The organism is Flavobacterium sp., from assembly GCF_041392085.1.
In the GTDB taxonomy this organism is placed as follows: Bacteria; Bacteroidota; Bacteroidia; order Flavobacteriales; family Flavobacteriaceae; genus Flavobacterium.
Genome location: NZ_JAWKMW010000009.1, coordinates 1 through 13,026, shown reverse-complemented (window position 1 = coordinate 13,026; position 13,026 = coordinate 1). Strand labels below are relative to the sequence as shown.

14 protein-coding genes are annotated in these 13,026 nt (G+C 33.4%); 11 read left to right on the top strand and 3 right to left on the bottom strand.

Annotated features, from left to right (window positions below; translation table 11 throughout):
• The first annotated feature begins 3 nt into the window (after nucleotides 1–3).
• The gene (locus R2782_RS08800; RefSeq protein ID WP_371267864.1) at nucleotides 4–909 is read left to right on the top strand and encodes a cation diffusion facilitator family transporter; all 906 of its coding nucleotides are present in this window, start codon (nucleotides 4–6) and stop codon (nucleotides 907–909) included.
• A 2-nt stretch (nucleotides 910–911) separates the two neighbouring features.
• On the opposite strand, the gene R2782_RS08795 is transcribed toward R2782_RS08800, so the two are convergent.
• Both R2782_RS08795 and R2782_RS08790 read right to left on the bottom strand, forming a co-directional pair.
• Nucleotides 912–1,454: a hypothetical protein gene (locus R2782_RS08795; protein ID WP_371267863.1), complete on the bottom strand. Its 543-nt coding sequence runs from the start codon at nucleotides 1,452–1,454 to the stop codon at nucleotides 912–914.
• A gap of 49 nt (nucleotides 1,455–1,503) precedes the next feature.
• The gene (locus R2782_RS08790) at nucleotides 1,504–2,001 is read right to left on the bottom strand and encodes a hypothetical protein (protein WP_371267862.1); all 498 of its coding nucleotides are present in this window, start codon (nucleotides 1,999–2,001) and stop codon (nucleotides 1,504–1,506) included.
• A gap of 394 nt (nucleotides 2,002–2,395) precedes the next feature.
• Here R2782_RS08790 and R2782_RS08785 point away from each other — a divergent pair, with 394 nt between their 5' ends.
• Nucleotides 2,396–2,593, top strand: a complete 198-nt coding sequence (locus R2782_RS08785) for a helix-turn-helix domain-containing protein (protein WP_371267861.1) — start codon at nucleotides 2,396–2,398, stop codon at nucleotides 2,591–2,593.
• Between the two features lie 124 nt (nucleotides 2,594–2,717).
• Nucleotides 2,718–4,841 carry a Tex family protein gene (locus R2782_RS08780; protein ID WP_371267860.1) on the top strand — a complete coding sequence of 708 codons (2,124 nt, stop codon included), beginning with the start codon at nucleotides 2,718–2,720 and terminating at the stop codon, nucleotides 4,839–4,841.
• Between the two features lie 58 nt (nucleotides 4,842–4,899).
• Here R2782_RS08780 and tatA read toward each other — a convergent pair whose 3' ends face one another.
• A complete protein-coding gene (gene tatA, locus R2782_RS08775; RefSeq protein WP_371267859.1) occupies nucleotides 4,900–5,100 on the bottom strand; it encodes a twin-arginine translocase TatA/TatE family subunit in 201 nt (66 codons plus the stop codon).
• Nucleotides 5,101–5,270: 170 nt separating this feature from the next.
• Here tatA and R2782_RS08770 point away from each other — a divergent pair, with 170 nt between their 5' ends.
• The 8 genes from R2782_RS08770 to R2782_RS08735 form a co-directional block, all read left to right on the top strand.
• The gene (locus R2782_RS08770; RefSeq protein ID WP_371267858.1) at nucleotides 5,271–6,140 is read left to right on the top strand and encodes a M23 family metallopeptidase; all 870 of its coding nucleotides are present in this window, start codon (nucleotides 5,271–5,273) and stop codon (nucleotides 6,138–6,140) included.
• Nucleotides 6,140–7,639, top strand: a complete 1,500-nt coding sequence (locus tag R2782_RS08765; RefSeq protein WP_371267857.1) for a GH3 auxin-responsive promoter family protein — start codon at nucleotides 6,140–6,142, stop codon at nucleotides 7,637–7,639. The genes R2782_RS08770 and R2782_RS08765 overlap by 1 nt, the downstream gene beginning before the upstream one ends.
• A gap of 26 nt (nucleotides 7,640–7,665) precedes the next feature.
• Nucleotides 7,666–9,360, top strand: a complete 1,695-nt coding sequence (locus R2782_RS08760) for a hypothetical protein (protein WP_371267856.1) — start codon at nucleotides 7,666–7,668, stop codon at nucleotides 9,358–9,360.
• Between the two features lie 7 nt (nucleotides 9,361–9,367).
• Complete coding sequence (locus R2782_RS08755; protein WP_371267855.1) at nucleotides 9,368–10,351, top strand: hypothetical protein; 984 nt, start codon at nucleotides 9,368–9,370, stop codon at nucleotides 10,349–10,351.
• Nucleotides 10,352–11,209 carry a glucose-1-phosphate thymidylyltransferase RfbA gene (rfbA, locus tag R2782_RS08750; protein ID WP_371267854.1) on the top strand — a complete coding sequence of 286 codons (858 nt, stop codon included), beginning with the start codon at nucleotides 10,352–10,354 and terminating at the stop codon, nucleotides 11,207–11,209.
• 16 nt (nucleotides 11,210–11,225) lie between these two features.
• Nucleotides 11,226–11,777 (top strand): dTDP-4-dehydrorhamnose 3,5-epimerase, encoded by a 552-nt coding sequence (gene rfbC, locus R2782_RS08745; RefSeq protein WP_371267853.1) that lies wholly within the window; start codon nucleotides 11,226–11,228, stop codon nucleotides 11,775–11,777.
• Nucleotides 11,771–12,625, top strand: a complete 855-nt coding sequence (gene rfbD / locus R2782_RS08740) for a dTDP-4-dehydrorhamnose reductase (RefSeq protein ID WP_371267851.1) — start codon at nucleotides 11,771–11,773, stop codon at nucleotides 12,623–12,625. Before rfbC ends, rfbD begins: the two co-directional genes overlap by 7 nt.
• A 148-nt stretch (nucleotides 12,626–12,773) precedes the next feature.
• A partial coding sequence (locus R2782_RS08735) for a glycosyltransferase (protein WP_371267850.1) occupies nucleotides 12,774–13,026 on the top strand: 253 nt, incomplete at its 3' end.

Below are 13,026 nucleotides of genomic sequence, written 5' to 3'. Positions count from 1 at the left end.
TAAATGTCCTCCAATCCAAAAATCCATAAACATAACGTCAAAGGCAATAATTTAATTTATTCAATTTTATTAAATACGTTAATTACCATTGCTCAAGTAATTGGTGGAATTGTTTCAGGTAGTTTGGCATTAATTTCGGATGCGTTGCACAATTTTTCCGACGTGCTTTCACTGATTTTTAGTTTAGTGGCTCACAAATTATCGCGGCGTAAAGCGTCTATCAGTCACACATTTGGATACAAAAGAGCGGAATTAATTGCGGCATTTATCAATGCCTCTACCTTGATTATTGTGGCGTTTATATTGATTTATCATGCAATACTAAAATTAATGCATCCCGAGCCTATTGCATCGGATTTAGTGATTTGGTTGGCTCTTTTAGGGATTGTAGTCAACGGATTTTCTGTTTTATTACTTCGTAAAGATGCCGCTCATAACTTGAATATGAAATCGGCTTATTTGCATTTGCTAACCGACATGATGGCTTCTGTAGCAGTTTTAACAGGTGGTTTATTGATGAAATATTATGAAATTTATTGGGTGGATAGTGTGATGACATTATTGATTGCTGTCTATCTAATAGTTGTAGGATTTGATTTGTTTTTAAAATCCACCAAAATGTTGATGTTGTTTACACCGGATACCATCGACATTAAAGAAATTGTTCGCGAGGTACATCAAATCAAAGGAGTAGGGAAGTTGCACCACATTCACGTTTGGCATTTGAACGAAGAAGAACTGCATTTAGAAGCTCATCTCGATTGTGCTGCCGACATCAAAATGAGTGAATTTAACGACTTATTGCACGAAATTGAAGAAGTGCTTTATGAAAAATTCAACATCAATCATGTAAATATCCAGCCGGAATTTCAAAAAGTGGATCCAAAGGATTTTATTGTGCAGGATTAGCACTATAATTCGTCTATTTCATTAATTTTTTTAAAAGATTTTTCATATTTACCATCAATAAAATAGATAAAACTTCCTTCTATTGTTTGATTTGACGTTATCCCTGAAACAAACAAATTCAAGTATTTTTCTGTTAGATTTGTGTTGTAGTATTCAACATCAATTCCAAATAGCGGTTTTTTTAGAAGATAATCTATATCCATTAATGTAGCATCATAATATTCCGCAACTACAAATAATTCAATATCATTTTGTAAACATCTATTTTGCACAATATTCAAAGCATAACAAAACTCACTTTTACACTTTGGTTTCCAAATATAGATGAGCGACTTAGGGTTTTGTTTCAAGCAATTTTTTAAATCTTCATGATTGATTACAATCACTTTTTTTTGGTTTTCAAATTGACATTCTTTTGTTATATCATATTTTTCAATTAAAGAAGGTTTCGCTTTTTTTGTTGAATGATAATAACTGTAAAGCCCCTGAAAACTTCCGTTTATTTTACAAGAGTAAAGAATAACTAATAAAACAAAAAACAACAATATTTTTAGTTTATGAAGAAAAGGAAAGGTTTTAAACCTTTCCCTTGATTTAAACTTTAGAAGCTTTGATAATATAACCCCCATATCTTCCTACATTTAAATTAAATTCATATTCACCTTTGTGAAGTTTTACACCATCATTAACTAAGTCTTGATCAATGTATAATATTAGTTTATTATCAATTGCATTTTTTTCATCTGGAAATACTACATCAAGATTAATTTCCAAAAATCCTTCTTCATTGTCTTCATATAAAACAATTTTACCCGACCTAGATATTCTGTTTTGATTTTCATTACATGAAACAATTACTCCGTTAGAATCTGTGCAACAAAAGGTACAACTTCTAAAATTACACAATCCCCAACCATCGCAATCTCTACTTGTTCTACCCCATTCTGACCAATCTGCAAAGATTACATGAAATCTTATTCCATCCCTTTTAAATATAGTATCATTATTTGAAGTTTTGTTTGTTTCATCATTGTTTTCACATGATAAAAATCCAAAAGAAGAAATTATAAAAAGAAAAATTAATTTTTTCATAAATTTGTATTTATTAAATGAATTGCAGTCTTACTATGTCGTCGAAAACATTAAAAAAGTAAGGCTGCTTTTTTGTGTTTGTTAGGTCTTTCAAATTGTTGCTCAACAAACTTCAATAGTCAACAATTAGTTTCTAAAAAAAGTACTTACAAAAAAATAGAAAAGCATTTTTTGTGTCGTGTCACAAGCGGGTGGTTAGTCCTTTTAAACCCTTATTAATTTGAATGTTATCTTAATTATTTCAAATTTAAGGAGTTAAAAATGATAAACCTAGTCAGAATCTGACTAAAATTAACACTTAAAATTTGTAGGAATCATTTTTTTTTTTTTTCTACTTTTGTAAAACCCAAAACAAATTTGCCTAAAACAGTTATTCATGTTTTAATGCAATGCTATGTTCTCTAAAACCTTACTTAAAATTCGTCAACTCAGAAACGATAAAAACCTTACACAAGAATTTGTGGCAGATAAAATCGGTGTTTCTCAAAGTCATTATGCCAAACTGGAAAATGGAAAAGTGAAGTTAAATTTAGCAACTATACATAAAATAGCTTCTGTATTAGAGGTAAATATCACTGAATTAATGGATTAAATTCATTTTATATTGTTTGATATTTACATGTTTTTGTAAATTCCGTCAATCAATTGACTGAATTTACATTTTTTTGTATTTTTTATATCAAGGTTTTTACAATACATATAGAATTTATTACCTAATGACCCACATCCAATATATCCAATCAGCCACACAACTTCCCGTTAAAGGAATTGAAAACACGTTACAACTTCTTTCCGAAGACTGCACAATCCCATTCATTTCCCGTTACCGAAAAGATCAAACCGGAAATTTAGATGAAGTACAAATCGAACAAATTTTCAAACTCAACAAACAATTTGAAGAAATCGTTAAACGAAAAGAATCTATTTTAAAATCGATTGACGAGCAAGGACAATTGTCGCCGGAATTGAAAGCAAAAATTGAAAATTCGTTCGACTTACAAGAAATAGAAGATTATTATCTCCCTTACAAAAAAAAGAAAAAAACCAAAGCCGATGTAGCTCGCGAAAAAGGGTTGGAACCTTTAGCCAAAATCATCATGGCTCAAAACAGCGATGATATTGAATTTATTGCTTCAAAATACCTGAATGAACAAGTAGCCAATGAAGACGAAGCGTTACAAGGAGCAAGAGACATTATTGCAGAATGGATCAATGAAAACACGTTTATTAGAAAAAATCTCCGACGATTATTTCAACGAAAAGCGATTGTTTCTACCAAAGTTGTAAAAAGCAAAAAAGACGACGAAGCGGCACAAAAATTCAATCAATATTTGGATTGGGCCGAACCACTTTCAAAAACACCATCGCACCGATTGTTGGCCATGTTGCGTGCCGAAACCGAAGGTTTTGTAAAAATGAATATCGAAATTGAACCTGAAGAAGCTCTTGAATTCATCGAAAATAATACGATTAAAAACAACAAAGAAACCGCACATCAATTAAAGTTAGCTATAAAAGATAGTTACAAACGCTTGCTCGTACCGGCTATTTCCAACGAAACACTTCAAGAATTTAAAACGAAAGCAGATGCCAAAGCAATTGATGTTTTTGCTCAGAATTTGAGTCAGTTACTACTTGCTCCGCCTTTGGGTGAAAAGCGAATTCTGGCTATTGACCCGGGCTATCGCACCGGATGTAAAGTAGTTTGTTTGGATGAAAAAGGCGATTTGCTCTACAATGAAACCATTTATCCACATCCGCCACAAAATGAACATGCCATGGCGATGAAGAAAATTCGTTCAATGGTAAATGCTTACAATATTGAAGCGATTTCAATTGGTAACGGAACGGCTAGTCGCGAAACTGAATTTTTCATTAAAAAAATTGCATTCGATAAGCCTGTTCAGGTTTTTGTAGTTTCTGAGGCGGGAGCATCTGTTTATTCGGCTTCCAAAATTGCACGAGATGAATTTCCGAATTATGATGTAACCGTTCGTGGTTCAGTTTCCATCGGAAGACGATTGGCCGACCCGTTGGCTGAATTGGTAAAAATAGATGCTAAATCTATCGGAGTGGGGCAATACCAACACGATGTAGATCAAACGAAGTTGAAGGAAGAATTAGATACGGTTGTGGTTCGATGCGTGAATTCGGTGGGTGTCAACTTGAATACCGCCAGTAAATCGTTGTTGAGTTATGTTTCGGGAATTGGCGAAAAAATGGCCGAAAACATTGTAGCTTTCCGTTCAGAAAATGGTCCGTTTGAAGATCGAAAGCAATTGAAAAAAGTACCACGATTGGGCGAAAAAGCTTATCAACAAGCAGCGGCTTTTATTCGTATTCAAAACGGAAAAAATCCGCTAGATAATTCAGCAGTGCATCCGGAAGCCTATGCACTTGTGGAAAAAATGGCTAAAGATTTGAAAATTTCCTTAACCGATTTAATCGGAAACAAAGAAAAAATAGCATTAATAAAGCCTGAAAATTACACCAATGAAACCATTGGAATTTTAGGAATTAAAGACATTCTAAAAGAACTCGAAAAACCCGGACTTGACCCCAGAAAATCGGCCAAAGTTTTTGAATTTGACCCGAATGTGAAGAAAATGTCCGATTTGCGAACCGGCATGGTTTTACCGGGAATTGTCAATAACATTACTGCTTTTGGTTGTTTTGTAGATGTAGGATTAAAAGAAAGCGGTTTGGTGCACATTTCGCAACTCAAAGCCGGATTCGTTTCTGATGTAAATGAAGTCGTAAAATTGCATCAACACGTGCAAGTAAAAGTAGTTGAAGTAGATGAAGTGAGGAAACGCATTCAGTTGACGATGGTGATATAAAAAATCCAGATACTGAATATTGAATCAGTATCTGGATTTTTAATAAAGGAAACCAAAACTACTCTTTTTTATCCTCTTCTGTCTTTTTATCGGCCGGTTGATCTTCTTTGGCAGCGTTTTTAAATTCTTTGATGCCACTCCCCAATCCTTTCATTAGTTCCGGAATTTTTTTACCTCCGAAAAGTAATAGCAAAACCACTACAATCAAAATGACTTGTGGTACACCAATGAAACCTAAAACTATTGTTAATGCATTCATAATATCTAAATTAAGACTACAAAGGTAAAAATAATTTTATGTATTTGGTCAGAACACAAGCAATTCTTAACCCAAAATTGCGTTAAAGTAAACTATATTTTTTATAAACAGGAAAACCGATACATTTTCAAGAAGCATTAATTCCTATATTTGTATAATAATTTTTGAACATGTCTGCAAAAAGACTAAAAAGACAACGCCTAAAAAAACAACTTTTCACAAAAAACAGATTAGTCATTTTAAATGAAGAATCATTTGAAGAGATTTTTTCATTAAAACTAAATTTAATGAATGTTTTTGTGGTTGTGACTATTTCTGCCATTTTGATTATTTCTATCACGACCTATATTATTGCCTTTACCCCTTTGCGAGAATTTATTCCGGGTTATGCCTCTAATAAATTGAAAAAAGACGCTACTATTTTAGCTGTTAAATCTGATTCTTTGGCTTTGGAAGTTAAAAAAAACGAACTGTATATTGAGTCTATCAAAAAGATTCTCACAGGAGATTTAGAATATGCTAACTTTAACAAAGATTCTATATTAAATCCTGAAAACAATGATATTTCAAAAGATAAATTAAACCCCTCGGAAGAAGAATTAAAACTTCGTGAACAAGTGGCATTAGAAGATAAATACAATCTTTTTGAAAAAGCTCAATCAAAGGTAAATTTGGTTTTATTTCCTCCGGTAAAAGGACATATAACGGAGCATTACAGTGCCGTTAACAAACATTTTGCAGTAGATATTGCGGTGCCAAAAGACACACCAATCAAATCGGTTGCTAATGGAACCGTTGTCTTTGCTGATTGGACGCCCACTACCGGAAACGTAATTATCATCAAACATCGTGATGCTATTTTATCTGTCTACAAACACGCGGCAACTCTAACCAAAACCCAAGGCGACGTGGTGCGAACAGGCGAGGTAATTGGTTTGGCCGGATCTACCGGAAAAGAATCAACGGGAATTCATTTACATTTTGAACTTTGGAAAGACGGATTTACAATCGATCCTACTCAATTTATTGATTTTGAATAATGACGCGAATTAAAGTTTTAGCCGCTAAACTTTTAGCTAATAAAGTAAATAAAGATACTCAGAAATGGTCTTCAAAACCGATTGAAACTCAACAAAAGGTTTTTAAAAATCTAATCAAAGATGCTACCCAGACCAAATTTGGAAAAGACCACCATTTTAACCAAATCAACACTTTTCAAGATTTTGCTGAAAAGGTTCCGGTTCGCGATTATGAAGCACTACGGTCATATATAGATTTAGTTGTAGAAGGAAAACCAGATATTTTGTGGAAAGGCAAACCCATTTATTTTGCTAAAACATCGGGAACAACATCGGGTGCCAAGTACATTCCGCTTACCAAAGAATCGATTCCGTTTCATATTCAAGCCGCTCGAAATGCGTTGTTAAGTTATATTCATGAAAGCGGAAATGCCAATTTTGTCAAAGGAAAAATGATTTTCTTACAGGGAAGTCCGATTTTGGATGAAAAAAACGGAATCAAATTGGGACGACTCTCCGGAATTGTCGCCCATTATGTTCCGAAATATTTACTCAAAAACAGAATGCCATCATGGGAAACTAATTGCATTGATGATTGGGAAACCAAAGTAAATGTCATTGTTGATGAGACTATCGACGAAGATATGACGGTTATCTCCGGAATACCGGCATGGGTGCAAATGTATTTTGAAAAATTGCAGGAAAAGTCAGAAAAAAAAGTGGGTGAATTGTTTAAAAATTTCAGCTTGTATGTGTACGGCGGTGTAAATTTTGAACCGTACCGAGCTAAATTTGAAAATTTAATCGGACGAAAAGTCGATTCGGTGGAATTATTTCCCGCTTCCGAGGGATTTTTTGCCTATCAAGATAAGCAAAGCGAAAAAGGAATGTTATTGTTGTTGAATTCCGGAATGTTTTATGAATTTATAAAAACAGAAGATTTCTTTACAGAAAATCCAAAACGATATACGATTGGGGAAGTGGAATTAGGGGTGAATTATGCACTCATTATCTCAACTAATGCCGGACTTTGGGCCTATAACATAGGTGATACTGTGCAATTTACATCGCTAAAACCACATCGTGTAATTGTTTCAGGCAGAATCAAACATTTTATTTCCGCTTTTGGTGAACATGTGATTGGCAAAGAAGTAGAACACGCTTTGAAAGAAGCGATGGAAGGCACGTCTATTCGTGTGAATGAATTTACCGTTGCCCCACAAATTACACCCAAATCAGGATTACCCTATCACGAATGGTTTATCGAATTTGAAAACGAACCTGAAAATTTAGAGGTTTTTGCTCTAAAAATTGATGATGCCATGCGAAAACAAAACTCCTATTATGACGATTTAATAGTGGGTAAAGTATTGCGAACATTAGTGATAACAAAAGTAGATCAAAACGGTTTTCAAGAGTACATGAAATCTATTGGGAAATTAGGAGGGCAAAATAAATTGCCTCGTTTGAGTAATGATAGAAAAATTGCAGATTATTTTAGCCAAACTAAAAAAGTGTAAATTTGCAGGTTAGAAAACAGAATTTAATGAAAGAAATAAAAAACATATCCCGTTCAAGAGCTCAGGAATCTTCTGCAGCCATTGAACGATTGTATATTACCATGCGTCACCTGTTCAACAGAGGTTTCTATAAACCAATGGGTGTTTCGGGTGAAACCTTACGTGAAGCATTGTTGCAATTACGCCCTGAAATTTATGGTTCTATTGCCGAAGAAAAAGTTGAATTAAACGGATTATTGTATGTAATTGAACGACTTCCTATTGGAATTGAAGAATGTCGCTACATTAATTTAACTTCAGACGAAGGGTATTCTAAATCGCACTTTCAGGCGATTGTTCCTCCCAAAAGAAGACGTAATTGTTACCGCATTGACGAAGAGCAAATGAATGTAGAAATTACACGTGGTCGTTCGGATATTTATGATATTTTGACACATTTAACGTTTATTTTTATAGAGTCACACAAAATTAAAGACCGCGTTTTATTGGATGAAAATCAATTTGAGGTAACTCGCGATTGGAAAAAGGTTGAACACTATGTTTTACAAAACAAAAAGTTAGCACAAATAGATAAAGAAAAGGCTATTTCTCATGCTTCGAATGTTTTAGGAAGAAGTTTTTCGGAGGTTTTAGAAATTTATGATTCGTTTGGTTCAACCGAAAAACCGGATCGTTTTTTACACATCATTTATTGGTTGGGAAAATTAGCTATTGAAGAAGTGTTGGATAACAATAAAAGAACCATCACCTTTAGTCCAATATTAAGAGAGCGGTTAGGACATCATATCCACGGTGAAATTTGGGCAACTAGAATCAAAGAGGTACTAAAAGAAAATAATTTATTGGAAAGACCGATCCATATTATTAGTGCCAACATGCACAGTGTGATGAATTCTATTTTTGCTACGCAAGTTTTAAAAACGAAATTTAAAGACAAACCTGATTTCTTTATATATGAAGAATTGAGCAAGCCCGGAGCGAATGATCTGAGAAACAAAGTAGAAGAATTTGCACTTAAAAACGGTATGATTTCATTGTTGGATACATCAGGTACCAATATTGACGTACAGGTTTTTGATACGGCTAAAATAGATTTTACGAAAACTAATTTTTCAAAAGCTAAATTCAACGGACAAAAACCCGTTTTAATTGTAATGGATTATGCTTTTGGTGAACAGGCGTACGAAACCATTGATGAATTATTAAAACCTTACAAGGAGGGCAAAGCAAAACAAACCTTTTTGGATGTTGAATCGGTTTCGATCATGGGCAAAGCCGGAATTTTACAAGGAGGTAAAGGAGATATTATGATTCCATCTGCACATATCAACGAAGGAACAGGCGATAATTATCCGTTTGAAAACGAGCTTACCGCAGCGATGCTAATGGGTAATGATATTCCGGTGTATGCTGGCCCGATGGTAACGGTATTGGGCACTTCACTTCAAAACAAAGATTTATTAAAGTTTTTTCATGAATCTACCTGGGGAGTTATTGGATTAGAAATGGAAGGAGCCTATTACCAAAAAGCCATTCAATCTGCCTCAAGAATTCGAAAAAGTATACCACAAGAAGTAAAAGTACGTTATGCTTATTACGCTTCTGATAATCCTTTGGAAACCGGAAGTACATTAGCGTCCGGTGGATTAGGAACAACCGGCGTAAAACCAACGTATTTAATTACCATTAAAATAGTAGAACAGATTTTTAATTCTAACTAGATTACTTATGAGCTCTAACTCAACTCAAAATTCTGATAATCAAGAAATTGATTTATCGCAAATTGCCCAAAAAGTTAACGGTATATATGGGCGTTTAATTGATAAACTTTTTCATTTCATCCTTTTTGTAAAAAAGAATTTCGCCATATTTGCCATCCTTTTTATTCTAGGAGCCGGAATTGGATATTATTTAGATAAAAAAATAAAATCTTATGATCATCAAATTATAGTTTCTCCTAATTTTGGAAGTGTCGATTATTTGTATGCAAAAGTTGATTTGTTAGAGTCTAAAATCAACGAAGGTGATACTACTTTCCTAAAAAATATTGGTATTCAAAACACAAAAAAATTTGGTACAATTGAAATAAAACCAATTATTGATGTGTACAAGTTTATCAATAATAACAAAGATAATTTTGAATTAATTAAATTATTAGCTGAAGATGGAAATATTGACAAAGTGGTTGAAAACGAATTGACAAGTAAAAATTATCCTTTCCATTTACTCACTTTTAGTACTTCAAAGTTAACTTCGGATGATGAAACGGTTCTACCTATTTTGAACTTCTTAAACGACAGCAATCATTTTAAGCAATTAAAAAAAGAATATTTGAATAATATTCAACTAAAAATGAAGGCGAATGATTCAACCATAGCTCAAATAGATGGTTTAATGAATCAATTTAAAAGTAGAACAAATTCAAACAATAGTGATAAATTGGTTTATTTTAACGAAAACACACAATTAAATGATGTTTTACAAACCAAGGAAAACTTAATTGGCGAACAAGCTAATTTAAGGATAAACTTAGTTAATCTTGATAAAATTATTAAAGAAACGAGTGTTATTTTAAATGAAAAAAACACAAAAGGAATGAATGGAAAAAGAAAATTGATTCTTCCGTTTCTTTTTGTTCTTCTATTTATTACTTTCAGTTTCGTAAAAAACTTTTATATCAAACAAATGTTTAAAAAACATAATAATAGTTAAATGAAAGGTATCATTTTAGCCGGAGGATCAGGCACTCGACTACACCCTTTAACACTGGCGGTTAGTAAACAATTGATGCCAATTTATGATAAACCGATGATTTATTACCCTTTATCTACTTTAATGTGGGCTGGGATTAGTGAAATTTTAATTATTTCTACACCACACGATTTGCCCTTATTTCGTCAGCTATTGGGTGACGGTAGCAAGTTAGGTTGTCGGTTTGAATATGCGGTTCAAGAACATCCAAACGGATTAGCCGAAGCTTTTATAATTGGAAAAGAATTTGTTGGAAACGATAAAGTAGCTTTGATATTGGGCGATAATATTTTCTACGGAACCGGTTTGGCAGAATTGCTCCAAGCGAATAATAACCCAAATGGAGGAGTCATTTATGCTTATCATGTGCATGACCCTGAACGTTATGGTGTGGTAGATTTTGATACAAACGGGAATGTTTTGTCGATAGAAGAAAAACCAAGTCAGCCTAAATCAAATTATGCGGTTCCCGGCATTTATTTTTACGACAATAGTGTTTTAGAAATTGCTGCAAACATAAAACCTAGTCGTCGAGGAGAGTTAGAAATCACCGATGTAAATAAAGAGTTTTTAAACCAAGGAAAATTAAAAGTTAGTATCTTAGACAGAGGAACAGCTTGGTTAGACACCGGAACGTTTCAATCGCTGATGCAGGCAGGACAGTTTGTTCAAGTAATTGAGGAACGACAAGGGTTGAAAATTGGTGCGATTGAAGAGGCGGCTTATAAAATGGGGTTTATTGATGCAAATCAGTTAAAATATTTGGCAGAACCATTACTTAAAAGCGGCTACGGAACTCACTTAATGGGTTTAATCTAAATTGGCACATTACTGTATGAAATTTATAGAAACCAAATTAAAAGACTGCTTTATTATTGAACCCAAAATTATTCAAGATGAACGCGGATATTTTATGGAGAGTTTTAACGAGCAAACTTTTAAGGAGGGAATCGGTCAAAAAGTTGTCTTTGTACAAGACAATCAATCGTTTTCAACAAAAGGGGTTTTACGAGGTTTACATTATCAAACGGGCGATTATGCTCAAGCTAAATTAGTTCGGGTTTTGCAAGGTGTAGTACTCGATGTAGCGGTCGATATTCGTCCAAATTCAAAAACATTCGGTCAATATGAGGCTGTTATTTTATCAGGTGAAAACCAAAAACAATTTTTTGTACCCAGAGGTTTTGCCCATGGTTTTTTAGTGTTAAGTGAAACAGCCACTTTTTTCTACAAATGTGATAATTTTTACAATAAAGAATCAGAAGGCGGGATCATTTACAACGATGAAACGATTGGAATTGACTGGAATTTTGACGCTGAAAAGCTAATTATTTCCGAAAAAGACACACAATTACCCACTTTAGCAAATGCCAAAAAAGCATGGTAGTTTTAGTAACAGGAGCGGGTGGTCAATTAGGACAGAGTTTACAGTTTATTGCAGCCAATTATCCTGGTATTCAGTTTATTTTTTGTGATTCAAGTACGTTGGACATAACCAATTTGAACAACGTAAAACAAGTATTTAAACAATTTAAACCAACTTTTTGCATTAATGCTGCTGCCTACACAGCCGTTGATAAAGCGGAAAGCGAACCTGAAAAAGCCCAATTAATCAATGTGGTTGGTCCAAAAAATCTAGCCGTTGTTTGCAAAGAATTTGACACTGTTTTACTTCACATTTCCACTGATTTTGTATTTGATGGAACAAAAAACACTCCCTACACAGAAGCGGATGTTCCAAATCCAACAGGAATTTACGGTAAAACCAAATTAGAGGGTGAAAAAGCCATTCAAGAAAATTGGCAAAAGCATTTTATCATCCGAACTTCTTGGGTTTACTCACAATTTGGTAATAATTTTATGAAAACAATGCTTCGTTTAGCAAAAGAAAGAGATAAGTTATCCGTGGTTAACGACCAAATCGGCACACCAACAAATGCAGTCGATTTGGCAGAAGTTTTAGTAAAAATCTGCCTAGCTTACAACCTACAACCTACAACCTACAACCATTTTGGAATCTACAATTTTTCGAACGAAGGTCAATGCAGTTGGTACTATTTTGCTAAAAAAATATTTGAATTTAATAACATTAAAATCAATTTAGAACCCATTCCAACAACAAGCTTTCCAACACCTGCAAAACGACCGGTGTATAGTGTTTTGGATAAGAGTAAGATTAAAAAGGTGTTTGGCGTTGAGGTAAAGTATTGGGAGGAGAGTTTGAAATCTTTCTAATTTTTTTTTGTAATTAACTAGTTTAAATCATTTTTTTACGAACAATTTTGATTAATTTAAACACAAACTTTTTAGTTAATTTAAAATTAGATTTTATAATAGAATTATCTACTTTTGAAAAAGCAATTAAAACCCAAAAAAAATAATTTTGGAAGAAATAAAAATTTCTATCGTCGTTCCGCTTTATAACGAAGAAGCTGTCTTTGATAAGCTTATTCAACGTATTTCTAATGTAATTAACCAAACAAATTTTTCTTGTGAAGTTATTTTAATTAATGATGGCAGTAGAGACAGAACTCCTCTTTTAATTGAACAACTATGTAAAAAAGATAAACGTTTCACAGGGGTTTTGCTATCTAGAAATCACGGTCATCAATTAGCAGTAACAGCTGGCTTAAACT